The organism is Agromyces sp. Y575 (genome assembly GCF_059445445.1).
Map to the genome: position 1 here is coordinate 1267452 of NZ_JCAIUI010000001.1, position 16689 is coordinate 1284140.

At 69.3% G+C, this 16689-nt stretch carries 15 protein-coding genes and 1 rRNA gene; 6 read left to right on the forward strand and 10 right to left on the reverse strand.

What is annotated here, in order from left to right; all coding sequences use genetic code 11:
• Window positions 1–18 precede the first annotated feature (18 nt).
• Complete coding sequence (locus AC1C2U_RS06065) at window positions 19–3249, forward strand: ATP-binding protein (RefSeq protein WP_495360797.1); 3231 nt, start codon at window positions 19–21, stop codon at window positions 3247–3249.
• A gap of 12 nt (window positions 3250–3261) precedes the next feature.
• On the opposite strand, the gene AC1C2U_RS06070 is transcribed toward AC1C2U_RS06065, so the two are convergent.
• A complete protein-coding gene (locus AC1C2U_RS06070; protein ID WP_495360798.1) occupies window positions 3262–4107 on the reverse strand; it encodes an ABC transporter permease in 846 nt (281 codons plus the stop codon).
• Complete coding sequence (locus AC1C2U_RS06075) at window positions 4104–5111, reverse strand: ATP-binding cassette domain-containing protein (RefSeq protein WP_495360799.1); 1008 nt, start codon at window positions 5109–5111, stop codon at window positions 4104–4106. Before AC1C2U_RS06075 ends, AC1C2U_RS06070 begins: the two co-directional genes overlap by 4 nt.
• Before the next feature lie 209 nt (window positions 5112–5320).
• Here AC1C2U_RS06075 and AC1C2U_RS06080 point away from each other — a divergent pair, with 209 nt between their 5' ends.
• A complete protein-coding gene (locus AC1C2U_RS06080; protein ID WP_495360800.1) occupies window positions 5321–6712 on the forward strand; it encodes an L-serine ammonia-lyase in 1392 nt (463 codons plus the stop codon).
• Window positions 6713–7006: 294 nt separating this feature from the next.
• On the opposite strand, the gene AC1C2U_RS06085 is transcribed toward AC1C2U_RS06080, so the two are convergent.
• A complete protein-coding gene (locus AC1C2U_RS06085; protein WP_495360850.1) occupies window positions 7007–7393 on the reverse strand; it encodes a rhodanese-like domain-containing protein in 387 nt (128 codons plus the stop codon).
• A gap of 2 nt (window positions 7394–7395) precedes the next feature.
• Here AC1C2U_RS06085 and AC1C2U_RS06090 point away from each other — a divergent pair, with 2 nt between their 5' ends.
• Complete coding sequence (locus AC1C2U_RS06090) at window positions 7396–9057, forward strand: cation:proton antiporter (protein WP_495360801.1); 1662 nt, start codon at window positions 7396–7398, stop codon at window positions 9055–9057.
• 27 nt (window positions 9058–9084) lie between these two features.
• Here AC1C2U_RS06090 and AC1C2U_RS06095 read toward each other — a convergent pair whose 3' ends face one another.
• The gene (locus AC1C2U_RS06095; protein ID WP_495360802.1) at window positions 9085–10356 is read right to left on the reverse strand and encodes a M18 family aminopeptidase; all 1272 of its coding nucleotides are present in this window, start codon (window positions 10354–10356) and stop codon (window positions 9085–9087) included.
• 111 nt (window positions 10357–10467) lie between these two features.
• Here AC1C2U_RS06095 and AC1C2U_RS06100 point away from each other — a divergent pair, with 111 nt between their 5' ends.
• Window positions 10468–11055, forward strand: coding sequence for an NADPH-dependent FMN reductase (locus AC1C2U_RS06100; RefSeq protein ID WP_495360803.1), 588 nt, complete (start codon window positions 10468–10470; stop codon window positions 11053–11055).
• A 100-nt stretch (window positions 11056–11155) separates the two neighbouring features.
• On the opposite strand, the gene AC1C2U_RS06105 is transcribed toward AC1C2U_RS06100, so the two are convergent.
• Window positions 11156–12088, reverse strand: a complete 933-nt coding sequence (locus tag AC1C2U_RS06105; protein WP_495360804.1) for a J domain-containing protein — start codon at window positions 12086–12088, stop codon at window positions 11156–11158.
• Window positions 12089–12249: 161 nt separating this feature from the next.
• Here AC1C2U_RS06105 and AC1C2U_RS06110 point away from each other — a divergent pair, with 161 nt between their 5' ends.
• On the forward strand, window positions 12250–12678 hold the full coding sequence (locus tag AC1C2U_RS06110) for a DUF1761 domain-containing protein (protein ID WP_495360805.1): 429 nt from the start codon (window positions 12250–12252) through the stop codon (window positions 12676–12678).
• Between the two features lie 13 nt (window positions 12679–12691).
• On the opposite strand, the gene AC1C2U_RS06115 is transcribed toward AC1C2U_RS06110, so the two are convergent.
• A complete protein-coding gene (locus tag AC1C2U_RS06115; RefSeq protein ID WP_495360806.1) occupies window positions 12692–12859 on the reverse strand; it encodes a hypothetical protein in 168 nt (55 codons plus the stop codon).
• A gap of 221 nt (window positions 12860–13080) precedes the next feature.
• On the opposite strand from AC1C2U_RS06115, the gene AC1C2U_RS06120 reads away from it, so the two are divergent.
• Window positions 13081–13413 carry a hypothetical protein gene (locus tag AC1C2U_RS06120; RefSeq protein ID WP_495360807.1) on the forward strand — a complete coding sequence of 111 codons (333 nt, stop codon included), beginning with the start codon at window positions 13081–13083 and terminating at the stop codon, window positions 13411–13413.
• Here the strand turns inward: AC1C2U_RS06120 and pnuC are convergent.
• From pnuC to rrf, 4 genes are all read right to left on the reverse strand, one after another.
• Window positions 13364–14047: a nicotinamide riboside transporter PnuC gene (gene pnuC, locus AC1C2U_RS06125; protein ID WP_495360808.1), complete on the reverse strand. Its 684-nt coding sequence runs from the start codon at window positions 14045–14047 to the stop codon at window positions 13364–13366. The genes AC1C2U_RS06120 and pnuC overlap by 50 nt on opposite strands.
• The gene (locus tag AC1C2U_RS06130; RefSeq protein WP_495360809.1) at window positions 14044–14463 is read right to left on the reverse strand and encodes a DUF3054 domain-containing protein; all 420 of its coding nucleotides are present in this window, start codon (window positions 14461–14463) and stop codon (window positions 14044–14046) included. The genes pnuC and AC1C2U_RS06130 overlap by 4 nt, the downstream gene beginning before the upstream one ends.
• 54 nt (window positions 14464–14517) lie before the next feature.
• Entirely contained in the window at window positions 14518–16422 is a 1905-nt protein-coding gene (locus AC1C2U_RS06135; protein ID WP_495360810.1) for a thioredoxin domain-containing protein, read from the reverse strand.
• Between the two features lie 181 nt (window positions 16423–16603).
• A 5S ribosomal RNA gene (gene rrf, locus AC1C2U_RS06140) occupies window positions 16604–16689 on the reverse strand; the annotation flags it as partial.

The following is a 16689-nucleotide window of genomic DNA, read 5'->3' on the forward strand; positions in this document are numbered from 1 at the left end:
CGCATTAGGCTCGACTGCGTGCCGCAGACCCCGACCGACGCACCCCGCGTCGCCCTTCTCGGGCCAGTGCTCGTCGAGGCCAGGAACGGCACCCTCGTCGAACCACCCGGGGCATTGGCGAAGGCCCTGATCGCGCTGCTGGCCGAGGCCGCCGATCGCCCCGGCGGGCGTGGGCTGAGCACGAATGCGATCACGGCCGAGCTCTGGGGCGAGGCCCCACCTCGAAATGCGAAGGCCGCGTTGCAGACCCTCGTCTCCCGAGCACGCGGCGCGACCGCCGAGGGCCTGATCGTCTCCACGACATCGGGGTACGCCCTCGCCGCCGACGACCGAGCGAGCGACCTCGCCCTCGCGAGGTCGCTGCTCGCGCACGCGCGATCGTTGCTCGATCGCGACCCGACCGAGGCATCACACGCCGTCGATCGTGCCCTCGCGCTGTGGCGCGGTGAACCCGGCGCCGACCTCGGCGATTCCCCGATCGGGGCGCAACTCGCCGGATCCGCGGCGGCGCTCCACGATGAACTCCGCGAGGTACGGGCGCGTGCCCGCCTCGCAACCGGAAACCCCGGCGGCGCCGTCGACGACCTCGAACGTCTCACGACGGTGCATCCGCTGAACGAACGACTTCAGCTCCTGCTGCTGCACGCCCTGACCGACGACGGACGCCGTCAGGAGGCTCTCGAGGCGTTCGGCCGCTTCCGCGAGCGGCTCCGCGACGAACTCGGCGCCTCTCCCGGCGCCGAACTCGTCGCGCTCAACACCCGGCTGCTCGACGATGAACCACGAGCCGAGACCCGCGTGCGCCACGGCCTCCGCGCCGAGCCCAACCAACTGCTCGGGCGCGAAGCAGACGTCGGCGCCATCGAAGCGCAATTCCACTCCGCGCGCCTCGTGACCGTGCTCGGCCCGGGGGGTCTCGGCAAGACGAGGCTCGCGCAAGCCGTCGCCGCCCGGGCCGCCGACCCCGTCGTCGTGGTCGTCGAGCTCGCGAGCATCCGCAGCGACGACGACGTCACCCTCGCTCTCGCGTCGACCCTCGGCATCAGCGAACCCTCGGTGAGCACGCGCCTCGCCGACGCAGCGCCCCGACCCGACCTCGCGACCCGGGTCGTCCAGCAGCTCTCCGAGGTCCCGACACTGCTCGTGCTCGACAACTGCGAGCACGTCATCGACGGCGCAGCCCGCTGGACGGCGACCCTTCTGGCGTCGGCCCCCCGACTCAGGGTGCTCGCGACCAGTCGCAGCCCGCTCGCGATCACGGCCGAGCACGTGTACCCGCTCGACGCCCTTCCGACCGTGACCCCCGAGGGAACGCCCGGGGCCGCCGTGCAGTTGTTCCTCGATCGGGCGAGCTCCGCGCGACCGGGCGTCTCCCTCCCCCGCGATGCCGTCGAACGCCTCTGCGCCCACCTCGATGGCCTCCCCCTCGCCATCGAGCTCGCGGCGGCGCGAGTGCGCTCGATGTCGGTCGAGCAGATCGAGAAGCGCCTCGAGCACCGCTTCGCCCTACTCGTCTCCGGCGACCGGGCAGCGCCAGAACGCCACCGCACGCTCCAGGCGGTCATCGAGTGGAGCTGGCGTCTGCTCGAACCGGCCGAGCAGCGCGCCCTTGCACGTCTCTCGCTCTTCGTCGACGGATTCGGCGTCGACGCAGCGGCAGGCATGATCGGCGACGACGGCTCCACTACCGACTTCATCATCGATGCGCTCGTCGCACAGTCCCTGCTCGCCGTGGCGGAGCCGCCCGGTTCGACCGCGCCCCGCTTCCGCATGCTCGAGACCGTGCGCGAGTTCGGCCAGCTCGAGCTCGACGCCGCCGGCGAGGCCGACGATGCACGCAGCGCGATGTTCGAGTGGGGCGCCGAGTTCGCGCTCGACTCGATCGCCCGAACCGGCGACCACCGCCAGATCGACATGCTGCATCACGTCGCGCTCGAGCACGACAATCTGGTGTCGATCCTGCGGTGGGCGATCGCCGAACGCGACGCACGGGTGGCACTCGCCGTCTTCGCGGTGCTCGCGTACTCATGGTCGGTGCGCGGCAACCACGACGAGGTGCTCGCCTTCATCGGCGACGTGCTGGCGGCGAGCGCCGACTACTCTCCCGAACCACGATTCGTCGGGCTGACGGCGACCGCGTACATCACGATGTCCTCGACCGCCCTCGTCGCCGAGCAGCGCAACGGGCTCATCGCACTCTCCCGACTGCGCCGGATGGTGCGCTCCGGCGCCGAACTCGCGCCGTGGCAGCGGGGAGCTGCCGAGTTCGTGCTGTCACTCTCCGACCTCGATCACGCCCGCACGGCACTCGAGCGGATGACCTCGTCCGACGATCTGACGGCGGCGCTCCTCGGCGGTATCATCGCAGCCCAGATCGCCGAGAACGAGGGGGATATCGAGGAGGCCGCGACGGCGGCACGCCGCGCTTTCGAACTCTCGGAGCGGAGCGGCGAGGCATGGATCGGCGCCATGGCCGCGATGACCCTCGCTCAGCTGGCCAGTCAGACCGCCCAGCCCGCCGATGCGCTCCGCTGGAGCGAGGAAGCGGGGGGCCGTCTGCAACGGTTCGGAGCGGCACCCGACCTGCTGCATCTCGAGTGGATCGAGGCGGTGGCGATGTTCGCCCTCGGCCGCCACGATGAGGCGCAGGCGCGCTTCGAGCGGATGACGCAGACCGACCGGAGCGACCTGGCCGGCGACGAACGTTTCGATCTCGGCGCGATCGGCGAGCTCGGCCTCTTCGAGATCGCTCGCTTCCGTGGCGACGTCGAGGGGGCGCGCGCGGCCATGGGCCGGGCGCTCGACCGCTACGCGCCGCCCGGTCGACGTGCGTCGCCGTGGTACATCATGTCGCTCGCGGCATTCGTCACCGCCGGCGTCGACGACGGTCGTGACGAAGACGAGATCGCAGGGATGGCGCGGCAGCTCCGCGGGCGAACGCTCGCCACGCACCGGGCCCGGCCGACGCACCTCGACAAGCCCGTGCGCGGCACGGCGCTCGTCGGCTGGACGAGCTGGGCGATGACGGTACCGGGGCTCGAAGACCGGGCGCTCGAGCTGCTCGCCCTCGCCGAACGCCTGTCGCCTCGACAGGATCTCCCGGTGCTCGCGCTGCCCGCACGCTTCGGCGCCGCCGAGCGGCGATTCGGGGTGGCCCGGGTGCACGAAGCCCGGTCGGCCGCGGCATCCGTGTCTCCGAATGCTGCAGCCGACCGGGCGATCGAGCTCCTCGCAGAGCCGCTTCCGTAGTGGTCTCGGCGGCTACGCCTTGCGCATGTACGCCTTCACCGTGAGCGGTGCGAAGACCGCGACGATGACCGCGGCACCCAGAAGAGTGAGCCACGCGTCAGCGCCGAAGGTTCCCGCACTCATGAGCTCACGAGCGGCATTGACCAGGTGGGTGACGGGGTTGTACGCCACGATGGTCTGCAGCCAGTCCGGCATGGTGTCGACCGGGGCGAATGCGCCGGAGAGGAACGTGAGCGGGAACAGCACGAGCATCGAGATGCCCTGCACGCTCGATGCCGTGCGAGCGATCACGCCGAAGAAGGCGAAGATCCAGCTGATGCCCCAGGCACAGGCGATCACCAGGAGCGCTGCACCGAGCACGCCGCCTGCTCCGCCTTCCGGGCGGAAGCCCATCAGGAATCCCATCAGGAGCGTGATCGTGGTCGCGATCGCATAGCGGACGGTGTCCGCGAGCAGCGCACCGGAGAGCGGCGCGATACGGGCGATCGGCAGCGAGCGGAAGCGATCGAACACGCCCTTGTCCATGTCCTCCCGCAACTGCACACCCGTGACGATCGAACCGGTGATGACGGTCTGCACGAGGATGCCCGGGATGATGATGGGCAGGTAGCTCGGGATGTCGCCAGAGATCGCCCCACCGAAGATGTAGACGAACATCACAGTGAAGATGATCGGCTGCAACGTCACGTCGAACAGCTGCTCGGGGGTGCGCTTGATCTTGAGCAGCCCCCGGTAGGCCATCGTCAGGGTGTGCGAGAGGGTCTCGGAGACCGAGACGCGGTTCTTGAGGGTGCGTTGGGCGCCCGGGACGATCGGCGACGCAGTGGTCGCCTTGGGGGAAAGCATCGTGGTGGTCATGCGCGGCTCCCTTCGAGCTGAGCGGATGCATCGGCCGCGGCGTCGTCTGATTCGACGCCGTGTCCGGTGAGTGTGAGGAAGACTTCGTCGAGGGTCGGCTTCTGCACGCTCATCTCGGCGAGGTGGATGCCCTCGTCGCGGAGCGTCACGAGCAGCTCGGTGACGAGGTCGGGGTTGTTCATGGGAGCGGTGATGCGCCCGGCCTCCGGAGAGACGGATGCTGCGACACCGAGCACGCGCTGGATCGCGACGCGCACGTCGTCGGCGTCTCCAAGGTTCGTGAGTCGCAGCTCGAGGGTGGACTCCCCCACGGATGCCTTGAGCTCGTTGGCAGTTCCTTCTGCGACCACACGGCCGCGGTCAATGACCGCGATGCGGTCGGCGAGCTGGTCGGCCTCGTCGAGATACTGCGTGGTGAGCAGTACGGTCGAGCCCGATGAGACGAGGCGGCGGATGGTCTCCCACATCTGGATGCGCGTGCGCGGGTCGAGGCCCGTCGTCGGCTCGTCGAGGAAGATGAGCGGCGGTTGCGAGATGAGGCTCGCGGCCAGGTCGAGCCGGCGCCGCATGCCGCCGGAGAAGTTCTTGAGCGGTCGCCTCGCGGCATCCGACAGTCCGAACTCCTCGAGCAGCTCGGTGGACTTGCGACGCGAGTCCGCGGCGCTCAGGCCGTGCAGGCGCGAGAACAGGAAGAGGTTCTCGGTGGCCGAGAGCGTCTCGTCGACAGAGGCGTACTGCCCCGTGACGCCGATGAGCTGGCGCACGACCTGTGCTTCGCGCTGCACGTCGTGGCCGAAGATGCGGGCGCTGCCGCCGTCAGGGCGGAGCAGTGTGGCAAGCATCGAGATGGTGGTGGTCTTGCCGGCGCCGTTCGGGCCGAGCACGCCGTAGACGGAGCCGGTCGCGACGTGCAGGTCGACGCCGTCGACGGCACGATTCGTGCCGAAGGTCTTCACGAGCCCTTCGGCCTCGACGGCCCAATCGGATGAGGTGTATGTGGTCATGGGTACATGGTGGGCGGCCGGACTTGCGCGACGCTCACGCGGCGCTCACAACACGCTGACGACCGCTGACGACCGCTGACAGCGGTTCGATCGCACTGTTGCGTGTGCACCGGCGATCGTGCGCCGAACGGGCGCGGCCAGCGCCGTATGCGCACGATTCTGCGAGTTCCCGCCACAACGCTGCGCGACTCTCGGCGTAGCCTTGAGGGGTGACAGCGTTCGTCTCAGCCCTCGATCTCTTCTCGATCGGAATCGGCCCCTCGAGTTCGCACACCGTCGGCCCGATGCGGGCGGCACGTGCGTTCGCCGAGCGACTCGCGAGCGACGACCAGCGCGAGCAGGTGACTCGCATCACGTGCTCGCTCTACGGCTCGCTCGGGGCGACCGGGCTGGGTCACGGCACGCCCGACGCGGTCGTCGCCGGGCTCGCAGGGCTCGAGCCCCAGGACTGCGATCCCGACGAGGTGCGCGGAGCCTGGTCGCGACTCGGGACTGAAGGCGCCGAAGTGCGCATCATGGGCGGGCACGTAGTGCGGATGCTCCGCAGCGACGTCTCCCTCGAACCACGCACCCGGCTCCCCGGCCACCCCAACGCGATGACGCTGCAGGCCTGGGGCGACGGCCCGCTTCCCCTCGCCGAAGAAACGTACTACTCGGTCGGCGGCGGCTTCATCCGCCGCGAGGGCGAAGCGGCTTCCGAGGCCGAAGCGCTGCGGCATCCGCTGCCCTATTCGACCGCCGACGAACTGCTCGCGCTCTGCGAAGAGCACGGCGTCTCGTTCTGCGACGTCGCGAGGTACAACGAGGTCTCGGTGCACGGCGATGCGGGCATCGACGCCGGACTCGACGCGATCTGGGGCGCAATGGCCGCCTGCGTCGCCCACGGGCTCGCCGCCGAGGGCACACTGCCCGGTGGACTCGGCGTGAAGCGTCGGGCGCCACAGGTGCGCCGTCGTCTCGAGGAGTACGACCGCGACGAGGCGGCACACAGCGGAGCAGCCGGGCGTGACACCTCGACGGAGTGGCTGCAGGCCTTCGCGCTCGCGGTGAACGAAGAGAATGCCTCTGGCGGGCGGGTCGTCACGGCGCCGACGAACGGTGCTGCGGGCATCATCCCGGCCGTCGGCCACTACTACCTGAAGTTCGTACCGGGCGCGGATGCCGCCGGCATCCGCCGCTACCTGCTGACCGCTGCGGCGATCGCCTCGCTCGTGAAGAAGAACGCGTCGATCTCAGGGGCAGAGGGCGGTTGCCAGGCCGAGGTCGGCTCCGCGTGTGCGATGGCGGCCGGCGCCCTGTGCGCCGTGCTCGGCGGCACACCGCGCCAGATCGAGAACGCGGCCGAGATCGCGATGGAGCATCATCTCGGCCTCACGTGCGACCCGGTCGCCGGTCTCGTGCAAGTGCCGTGCATCGAGCGCAACGCGATCGCCTCGTCGACCGCCGTGTCGGCAGCGCGACTCTCTTTGCACGGCGACGGCACGCACCTCGTCTCGCTCGACACCGTCATCGAGACGATGCGGCAGACCGGTCTCGACATGATGACGAAATACAAGGAGACCAGCGAGGGCGGACTCGCCGTCAACGTCGTCGAGTGCTGAGCGCTCAGCCGACCTGCCCTCTGCCTAGAGGGCGAACCGTCTCCGCCGGTTACGGCGTTGCGGCATCCCATGCCGGACATCGCCGCCGCGGCTGGCGTTTCGCCATGACCGCTCCCGCCCTTGAACTGCCCGGTCCCCTCGTCACCGTCGACTGGCTCGCCCGACACGGGGTGAACGCCGCGTCTCCCTGAACGCCGCGTCTCCCTGAACGCGCGTCTCGTTGAACGCGCGTCTCGCTGAACGGGTGAGCGCCGGTGTCCCGGCCGGCACCCACCCGAGTGCGATGCGCCGGGCTCAGCAGGCGCAACTGATGGGGCCGTTCGAGACGGCGCCGCGGCCGAGGCCGGCATCGGCGACGTTGGTGAGCGCGTCGGGCGCGAGCTGCGCGGGGCCGTCGGCCGTGTCGAACGCGAAGCCCTCGCGCACCCAGTACTCGAACCCGCCCAGCATCTCCTTCACGGGGTAGCCGAGCAGCGCGAACTCCAAGGCGGCACGCGTGGCGCCGTTGCATCCGGGCCCCCAGCAGTACACGACCACGGGCGTGCCCGCGGGGATCCGCGACGACGCCTCGGCCGCGATGAGTGCGACGAGGCCAGTGAAATCACGCCGTCGGAGCGCGACATCCGGCCATGATCGCTCGCGCCTGCCATACCGTGACGGCGCTCCTCGCTTACCCTGAATCCATGCACATCGGCGAGGTCTTCCTCCTGCTCGGCGGTTCGCTCGCGGTCACCGCGTTCGCGCGATGGCGCGGCTGGCCCGCGCCCCTGCTGGTCATGGGCGTGGCATTCATCGTTTCGGTGGTGCCCGTCATCCCCGATATCGACGTCGACGGCGAGCTCGTGCTCACGCTCGTGCTGCCGCCGCTCCTCTACTCCGCCGCGCTCGACGTCACGTACCTGAACTTCCGACGCAGCATCCGGCAGATCCGCCGACTCGGCATCTTCCTGCCCATAGCGACCGCCGCAGCCGTCGGGCTCGTGGTGTGGCTCATCGCTCCATCGCTCGGGCTGCCATTGGCCTTGCTCATCGGCGCGATCGTGGCCCCGTCCGACGCGGTCTCGGCGGCAGCCGTAGGCCGTAGGCTCGGGCTCCCGCGGCGGGTCATGACGGTGATCTCCGGCGAGAGTCTGGTGAACGATGCGACCTCGATCACCCTCTTCCGGACGTTCGCGGCGATCGTCGCCGGTGCCACGGTCACCTGGCTCGACGGCATCGGCTCCTTCCTGATCGCAGTCGTCGTCGGCACCGGCCTCGGACTCCTCATCGGGTGGCTCGTGACCCTGGTGCGCACGCGACTCGACGATCCCATCGTGCTCGGCACGATCAGCCTGCTCGTGCCGTTCGCCGCGTACGCGATCGCCGAGCGTCTGGGCGGTTCGGGCGTGCTCGCGGTCGTGGCCGCGGGCATCGTGGTCGGCTACAACGCCCCGAAGACGAGCTACGCGACGAGACAGCAGGAGCGACCGATCTGGCAGTCGATCGACGTGCTGCTCGAGGGCCTCGTTTTCGCGCTCATCGGCCTGCAGTTGAGCCCGGCGATCAAGGATCTGCTCGAGAGCCCGCTCGGCCTCGGCGTGAACGTCGCCCTCGGGCTCGCGGTGCTCGCCACCGTCATCGTCGTGCGCATCGTCTGGGTGTACGGCGGGTACGCACTATCGAGGCGCGTCGGCGATCTGCTGGCGCCGATCTGGCAGAAACGCGGTCGCAGGTACCACGTCGAGCCGCATCTTGCGCCGAAGGAGCTCGCGGTCATCTCATGGGCCGGCATGCGCGGCGTCGTCACGCTCGCGACGGCGACGGCGAGTCCGACGATGGCGAGCGACCCGAGCGCGGGCAGCACCGTGTTCCTCGTCGCGTTCGTCGTGACGATCGGCACACTCCTGTTGCAGTCGACGACCCTTCCGGCGCTCATCCGTCGGCTCGGGGTGGTCGCCGACGACGAACGCGAGCAGGACCGCAAGGAGATCCGTGCCGTGCTCCGGCGCAGTAGCACGGCCGGTCTCGCCTATATCGAGAGTCGGCGCGACGAATGGCGTGAGCGACACGGGGTCGAGCTCGCCGACGGGTTCATCGATCGCTTCGAGAGGCGCATTCGAGCGGATGCGGCGAAGACCGAGCAACTCGTCGACGACGAGGCACCGCCACCTGATCTCCAGGCGGAGTTCGCCGAGCTCTCCCGTCACTGGATCGCCGCGCGTCGAGCGGTCGTGCTCGAGGAGCGCGACGCCGGGCATCTGAACGAGGAGGTCATGCGTGAACTCTTCTTCGCCCTCGACGCCGAGGAGCTCGCGCTGGACTCGCGCACCACGGTGCGAGCCGACGCCCGCGGGGAGATGCCGTGAGCGCCCGCGCGGTCGGTGTCGACTCGGCTACTCGTCGGCGGCGAAGAAGGCGGTGACGGTGGCGGCGAGGGCCGCGAGATCATCGACGTGGGCGAGCTCGCGGGCCGAGTGCATCGACAGGAGCGGCACCCCGACGTCGACCGTGCGGATGCCGAGGCGGGTCGCTGAGAGCGGCCCGATGGTCGAACCGCAGGGAATCGAGTTGTTCGACACGAACGACTGGGTCGGCACTCCTGCCCGGCGGCAGAGCGCCGCCCAGAAGCCCGATCCTGCTGCGTCGCTCGCGTAGCGCTGGCTCGCGTTGAGTTTCAGCAGTGGCCCGCCGCCGAGCACTGGCCGGTTCGCGGGGTCGTGCCGGTCGGGATAGTTCGGGTGCACCGCGTGGCCGGCATCCGACGAGATGATCCACGATGCCGCGAACGCTCGCCGGCGTTCGATGTCGCCTGCGCCGAGGCCGGCACCGATGCGCACGAGCACGTCATCGAGGAAGGGGCCGCTCGCGCCGGAGCGCGATTCGGAGCCGAGCTCTTCGTGGTCGAACGCCGCGAGCACGCTGATGTGCCCGCTATCGCTCGAAGCATCGAGGAGTGCCGCGAGTCCGGCGTAGACCGAGCTCAGGTTGTCCATGCGCCCCGACGCGAACAGGGCGTCGTCGAGACCGAACCGGCCAGGCGCCTGAGTGTCGGCCACGAACACGTCGTGCCCGGCGATGCGTTCGACCGGCACCCCCGCAAAAGCGGCGAGCACGGCCAGGATGTCGCCGTCGGCACCCGTGCCCCAGATCGGTTGCATGTGGCGCTGCTTGTCGAGCGTAAGGCCCTTGTTCACGTCGCGGTCGAGGTGGATCGCCAGTTGCGGGATGCGCAGCATCGGGCCCGTGCGCACCAGGTGCTCGAGACCGTCGTCAGTGACGATGCGCCCGGCGAGCTCGAGCTCACGGTCGAGCCACGAGTTCAGGAGCGGCCCTCCGTAGACCTCGACGCCGGCCTGCAGCAGCCCTTCGGAGCTCGTCGTCGGGCGGGGCTTCAGCTTGAACGACGGCGAATCCGTGTGCGCTCCGAGGATCCGGTACGGCGTCGTCGCACTCGCGGCTTCGGGCGTCACCCACGCGATGACGGCGCCGTCGCGCACCACGACGTGCCGACCGCCGGCCGGCCACTCGTCTCGCTCATCGAGCCGGTCGAAACCGGCCGCCTCGAGCCGTCGGGCGACCTCGGCTGCGGCGTGGTACGACGACGGGGAGGCGCGGACGAACTCGGCGAAGTCGGCGATGTAGGCGTCGGTGCGTGATGTGGGCATTCTCCCATCCAACACCGCCCGCGCTCCCGGGTCGAGTTCACCGCTCGACACGCGGCCGATCGAGGAGCAGGGTGGAGGCGAGGACACCGCCCCGGGGGGAAGGACACCACGATGCCGATCACCTACGAACACGAGCCGCCGTACACCGTCGGCGTTCTGATCGGGAGTCTCTCGGTCGATTCGATCAACCGTCGCCTCGCGACCGCGCTCGCACGCCTCTCGCCCGAGGAGTTCCGGTTCACCGAGATCGAGATCGGGCAACTGCCGCTCTACAACCGCGACTTCGACGCCGACTACCCGCAGGTCGCCCGCGACTTCAAACGGTCGATCACCGATGTCGACGCACTGCTCTTCGTCACGCCCGAGTACAACCGTTCGCTGCCGGGAGCGTTGAAGAACGCGATCGACTGGGCGAGCCGCCCGTTCGGCGCCAACGCCCTGAGCCAGAAGCCTTCAGCAGTCATCGGCGCTTCGACGGGCGCGATCGGCACGGCTGTGGCGCAACAGCAGTTGCGCAGCATCCTGAGCTTCTGCAACGCGCCGCAGATGAACTCACCCGAGGCGTACATCCAGATGAAGCCCGGGCTCATCACGGACGACGGCGAAGTCACGGTCGACAGCACGCGCGAGTTCCTCGTGACGTACCTCACACGGTTCCTCGAGTTCACCACCCGCGTGCTGACGGTGCTCCCGCGCTGACAGTACCGCCTCACTCACAGCGCTGCCGCGCTCAGGGTGCTGCCGCGCCCTCGGTGAGTTCTCGAGTGGCCCGGTTTCTGTAGAGATTTGGGCCTCGGAATCACGCGAACCGCACGACCGCCTGCAGGCGCGAACGCACCTCCATGACCTCGGTGCCGCCGAGATGCGCCGATCCCGGCAGCCCCTCGCGTATGGCGCTCGCGAGGCGCGATCTCTGCACGAGCGCGACGACTGCGCCGCGAATGGTGCCGCCGAGTTCGAGCGGCTCGGCGGTGTGCTCGTCGGGCACGACGATCATGAGCGCCGTCGGCTTCACACGCGCTGCCCGACCGATGGCCTTCGCCCGCGTGGCGAGCGCGCGCACCGGCCGTTCGCCGCCGAGCGCCTCGCCGACGAGTTCGCCGCGCTTCATCGCCACGGGCCCGCCCCAGTCCTCCGACTGGATCGCGAAGAGCCCAGTCGGGCCGAGCACGAGGTGGTCGAGCTTCGGCGGCAGGCCGCGGCCCGCGGCATCCGTCGCCAGATCGTGCCACACCGTGTACGCGATGCCGAGCGTCGCGAGAGCACGCGCACTCTCTTCTTCGGCGAGGGCGTCGGCGAGCACATGACGGATGTCGCGTGGCGCACTCCGCACGAGTGCGGGATCGTAGGGGTCGGTGAGCGTGACGCCCCGCCCCGCCCACTCGCGGATCAGGTCGAGGTACCTCTCGCGAGAGAGCCCGCCAGGATGGCCGTAGGTGCGAGCCAACGGACGCGAGTCGCGCCGGGGCCTTGGCGAAGCCGGCGCCCAGGCCTCCCGGGTCGGCGCCAGAGGGCCCGTTCGCGACCCGCGGTCGAAGGCGGCGCGCGCATCGGGGGTGCCAACCAGCTCCCACGCCGACTGCACAGCATGGAACCTCACCACATCGCCGCCCGTGTCGGGGTGGGCGCTGCGCAGCGCACGTCGATACGCGAGTCGCAGCGTCGCGTCATCCGCGTTCGAGGGGATACCGAGTACCTCGTACGGAGAGGCGGAGAGCGGACTGTCGGGCATGGGCTCGCTTTCGATGTGCGACCACGAGAATACCGCGGTCCGGCTGTGCGCGGGTCTAGACTGCCGACCACAGGGGCCCGTACGGGCCGCAGGGGAGGCTTCGATGCTCGTCGACGTCAAGACCACAGGGACTGTCCGGGCGAATCGTAGGAGACGCTGAGATGCTCGTCGAGGTGAACTACTGGGCCGTGGTCATCGCAACGCTGTCGACGATGCTGGTCGGCTCGATCTGGTACACGCCGAAGGTCTTCGGCAACTACTGGATGAGGGTCGCGAAGGTCGACGACTCGGGCGACCGTGGCGCGGTCGGACCGATCCTCACGACCCTCATCGTGAGCTTCATCTCGGCGTGGGTGCTGGCGATCGCGACACAAGTGGCGTGGACGGCACTCGGCGGCAACTACCTGCTGATGGCGATCACGACCGGCCTCATGCTGTGGGCCGGCTTCACTGCAGCGCGTTTCATCACCCACGACGCGTTCGAGGGGCGCCCGCCCGGCCTCACGATCCTGAACATCGCGCACGAATTCGTGACGGTGCTCATCATGGCGCTCATCATCGGGGTGTGGCCGCCCGCCGGCACCGTCTGAGTCGATCGGTCGTTCACTCGGCGAAGCGCAGCATCCCGTCGTCGATGAGCGTTCGCACCGCCGGCACCAGTTCAGCACCGAGCGCATCGTCGCTCAGCGCGTCCGGCCGGTCGTGATCGGCGAGGCACTCCGCGAGATGCGCGCCGAGCCCGGCCTCGTTCGCGCCGAGCGCACCGTACATCCGCTCGACGCGGGCAAGCGGCCCCGCCGAGCACGAAGAGCTCCGCGAGGTCTCCAGCCGATGCCCGCCCACTCAATCAGCTGCGCGGAGGCGTCGGCGTCGGCGTCGCGAGCGTCATCGACTCGTCATCTGCCGTACACGTCAGGTTGCGCTCTGTAACCCGCCCGTCACACGGTGCGTTTAGCTTTGATTACGATCGTAATGAGCGAGGGGAGGCGCGTATGGAGGAGTCGACGACGCTCGAACGCCTGCGCCAAGACGCACGCGACGAGTTATCGGCACTCATCGAGCTCCGGTGCCGCCTCGGCGAAGATCCATGGGTGTTCCTGCCCGACCTTCCGTCGGTCGATGAGCAGGTCGTCGCGACGCTCCGCGAGGAGCGCCTGCTTTCCGAGCGTTGGCGTCCGGCTCGATCGCGGGCCTATCACCCGGCCGCCCGCGAGGGCGACGCCGCGAAGTTCGAGTACGAATTGCTCCGCGAGATCGCCCTCGAACACCCCGAACTCAGCTCGGCGGTGTGGTTGGTGCTCGATCGGGTGCCGTCGCGCTGGTGAGGCGCTGCACGCGCCGCCACGTGATGAACCCGAAGATCGTGAAGATGCCGTAGAAGACGTAGAGCAGGGCCGACGCGTAGAAGCCGGCGCTGATCAGCAGCGGTACGCCCACGATGTCGACCGCGACCCAGATCAGCCAGAACTCGGTCCAGCCCTTCGCCATGCCCCACGTGGCGAGCAGCGAACCCACGAAGATCCATGCGTCGGCCCAGACCGGTTCGAACGAGCCCAGGGCGCGGAAGATCGGCGTCAACACGAGCGTACCGCCGACGAGGGCGACGCCGAGCAGGATACGAGCACGGGTACTCGCCCATCTCGGCTCGACCGCGGTGGCACTGACGTGGCGGTGACGCGACCAGCGCACCCAACCGTAGATCGAGACGGCGATGAACATCAGCTGCCGTCCGGCCTGACCGAGGAGGTTGACCGGATTCGGAGTGTCGAACACCGCCCCGAGGAAGACGGTGAAGAGCAGGGCATTGCCGACGATGCCGACCGGCCACGCCCACACCTTGCGGCGGAGCCCGCCGAGTGCACTCGCGAGGCCGAAGAGGTTGCCGACGATCTCGCGCCACAGGATCACCTGGTCGCCGATCACGAGCTGGGCGTCGAAGAGCCACTCGAAGGGATTCATGCCGCATCACCTCGGGCGCGAGCACGGGCGCGGTTGCGTGCCGCACGGATGACGAGCAGGGCGAGCAGGCGCCACCCGATGAGGAGAACCGCGAGTGTCAACGTCGCGACGACCACGAACGCGAACTGCACGCCCTGGCCGCTCACTGCACGGAGCAGCATGCCGCCGGCCACGGTCACAGCCCAGATGACGACCCCCGTGGGCCAGACGACCAGCGGACGCCGCCATGCAAGCGTCGCAGCCCAGCCGACGACGAGTGCCGCGAGAAACGGCCACGCCGTGCCGACAGACCCGACCAGATCGAGCCCTTCGGCGTGACTGCGTCGGCCGATGAGCACGAAGACGACGACCAGCGCTGCATCGATGATCGCGGCAACGGCAACGACGCCTGCTCCGTTCTGCGTCCGCCTGTTCATGCTCTCATGGTACGGATGCGGAGCGGAGCCCGCGGACCCCGCAACTGCAGGGCGTCACGCGCGTCTGCCGAGCGCGTCGAGGGCTGCGGCATTGCCGACAGGAAGCGCGCACACGAACGTCTCGCAGCGGTATGCGGCCGCGGTGCCGTCGCGCGTAGCTCGGCCGTCGAACAGTGAGAATCCCGCGTCGGAGAATGCATCGGCCTGCCGCTCGTCGACAACAACGGTGACGGATGCCCCGTGCCGTCGCGTCGCACCGATGAGACCGAGCTCCCCCTTGCCGACCCGTCGCGCGTCGCGGTGGTCGGCGACGACGGTGACGAGCTGCACGACCGGCGCCGCAAGTCGCGCCATGAGCCCCAGTGCGCCGCCGAACGCGAGTGGACGCGTCAGCGCGATGCCCGCGACCGAGGCCATCGCCTGCTCGGCTGCAGTGCGATATCCGTCGCCGGCGCCCAGGAGGTAGAGCTGCCACGCGGCATCCGCGCACGCTGTGACCCCCGAGGGCGCTGCGCCCTCGGCGGGATCTTCGGTCAGCACGAGTCCGCGCGCCCGCAGCACAGGATCGGCGCCGCCGGGCGGAGCGAACGGGAGGGCCGCACCGGCCGCCGCCGCCATCGCCATCGCGGCATCGATGAGCGATCGCGCAGCAATCGCGTACCCGCACTCACCGGTCGCGACGGCGAGTTCGAGCAGACCGCCGGCGAACATCCCCGTGTCTTCGAGCGTCGCGACCGCCTCCGACGCCGTTCCATCGAGCGAAGCTCGCACGAGCGTGCCGCCGGGCCTGACATGGTCGGCGAGCAACCGATCGGCAGCACGTCGTGCCGACGCCAGTGACCGCTCATCGTCGCGGGTGGACGCGTGCGTGGACAGCGCGCCGATCGCGAGGCCGTTCCAGCCGGTCAGCACCTTCCGGTCGAGCGCGGGGCGCTCGAGGGCGGCTCGCCCGGCCGCGTCGCGTCGATAGTAGCCGCCCTCGCTCCGCGCGCCGTCGACGATGCTCTCCGAGTCCTGCGCACTCGCGAACCCGCCGGCCGGCAGCTGCATCCGCTCGATGAGAAAGCCCGCGATCCCATCGGCGACCTCCCGGGCGGCGGAGTCACCGGAGTCGGCGGAGTCCGCTCGTGCGAGTTCGGTCGCGACACCGAGCAGCAGCGAGTTGTCGGTCAGCATGCGTTCGTAATGGGGGTCGCTCCAATCCGCTTTCGTCGCGTAGCGGAAGAATCCACCTTCAACCGGGTCGCGCAGCGGTGATGCGCCCATGAGTCGCACGGTGCGCGCAGCGACCGCTCGGCCCGGTTCCCCCATCGCGGCGAGGAAGCCGAGCACCGGGGCCACCGGGAACTTCGGTGCACAGCCGAAACCGCCGTGCACCCGATCCTCCTGACTCGCCAGTTCATCGACCGCCGTCTGCAACCGTTCGAGGGTCGGCAGGGCTCCGGCTGTCGGCGCAGCGGATGCCGCGGCCAACGCCTGCGTCACGGCGGCCGCCGTCTCGTCGAGTTGCTCGCGACGCTCGAGCCACGCCTCGCCCACTGCCGCCAGCACTTGCGTGAAGGACGGCATGCCTCGCATCTCTCGGGGCGGGAAGTACGTGCCGGCGTAGAACGCGTGGCCCTCGGGAGTCGCGAATACCGTGAGCGGCCATCCGAGCTCGCGAGTGAATGCGGAGGCGGCTGCCAGGTAACTCGCATCGACGTCGGGATGCTCCTCCCGGTCAACCTTGACGGCGACGAACCCATCGTTCAAGGTCCGTGCCGTCTCGGGGTCGCTGAAGCTCTCACGAGCCATGACATGGCACCAGTGGCACGTCGCGTACCCGATCGAGATGAGCATCGGCACGTCACGCTCGCGAGCCGCTGCGAATGCAGCCTCGCCCCACGGGTACCACTCGACGGGGTTGCCTGCATGAGCACGCAGATACGGGCTCGTGGCTTCTGAGAGACGGTTGCCCATTCCATCAGACTAGTTCGGCCGGTCTCGCCGTCGCCCTGAACGAAAAAAGCCGCCCGGGTGGGCGGCTCAGCAATCTACCTGCTTGTGGAACACGGACGTTCAACCGAACACGCCAGCTCAACCAAACACGCCAGTTAAACCAAAGAGAGCCACCCAATTGGGTGGCTCTCTTTGAAATTATGTCCGGCGGTGTCCTACTCTCCCACAGGGTCCCCCCTGCAGTACCATCGGCGCTGCGAGTCTTAGCTTCCGGGTTCGGAATGTGTC

Bases quoted from the DNA above. Each gene is read 5' to 3' on its own strand.
- AC1C2U_RS06090 (WP_495360801.1), top strand. From the start codon at position 7,396: ATGCACATCGGCGAGGTCTTCCTCCTGCTCGGCGGTTCGCTCGCGGTC.
- AC1C2U_RS06120 (WP_495360807.1), top strand. From the start codon at position 13,081: ATGGAGGAGTCGACGACGCTCGAACGCCTGCGCCAAGACGCACGCGAC.
- pnuC (WP_495360808.1), bottom strand. From the start codon at position 14,047: ATGAATCCCTTCGAGTGGCTCTTCGACGCCCAGCTCGTGATCGGCGAC.
- AC1C2U_RS06130 (WP_495360809.1), bottom strand. From the start codon at position 14,463: ATGAACAGGCGGACGCAGAACGGAGCAGGCGTCGTTGCCGTTGCCGCG.
- AC1C2U_RS06105 (WP_495360804.1), bottom strand. From the start codon at position 12,088: ATGCCCGACAGTCCGCTCTCCGCCTCTCCGTACGAGGTACTCGGTATC.
- AC1C2U_RS06075 (WP_495360799.1), bottom strand. From the start codon at position 5,111: ATGACCACATACACCTCATCCGATTGGGCCGTCGAGGCCGAAGGGCTC.
- AC1C2U_RS06095 (WP_495360802.1), bottom strand. From the start codon at position 10,356: ATGCCCACATCACGCACCGACGCCTACATCGCCGACTTCGCCGAGTTC.
- AC1C2U_RS06070 (WP_495360798.1), bottom strand. From the start codon at position 4,107: ATGACCACCACGATGCTTTCCCCCAAGGCGACCACTGCGTCGCCGATC.
- AC1C2U_RS06135 (WP_495360810.1), bottom strand. From the start codon at position 16,422: ATGGGCAACCGTCTCTCAGAAGCCACGAGCCCGTATCTGCGTGCTCAT.
- AC1C2U_RS06110 (WP_495360805.1), top strand. From the start codon at position 12,250: ATGCTCGTCGAGGTGAACTACTGGGCCGTGGTCATCGCAACGCTGTCG.
- AC1C2U_RS06115 (WP_495360806.1), bottom strand. From the start codon at position 12,859: ATGTACGGTGCGCTCGGCGCGAACGAGGCCGGGCTCGGCGCGCATCTC.
- AC1C2U_RS06100 (WP_495360803.1), top strand. From the start codon at position 10,468: ATGCCGATCACCTACGAACACGAGCCGCCGTACACCGTCGGCGTTCTG.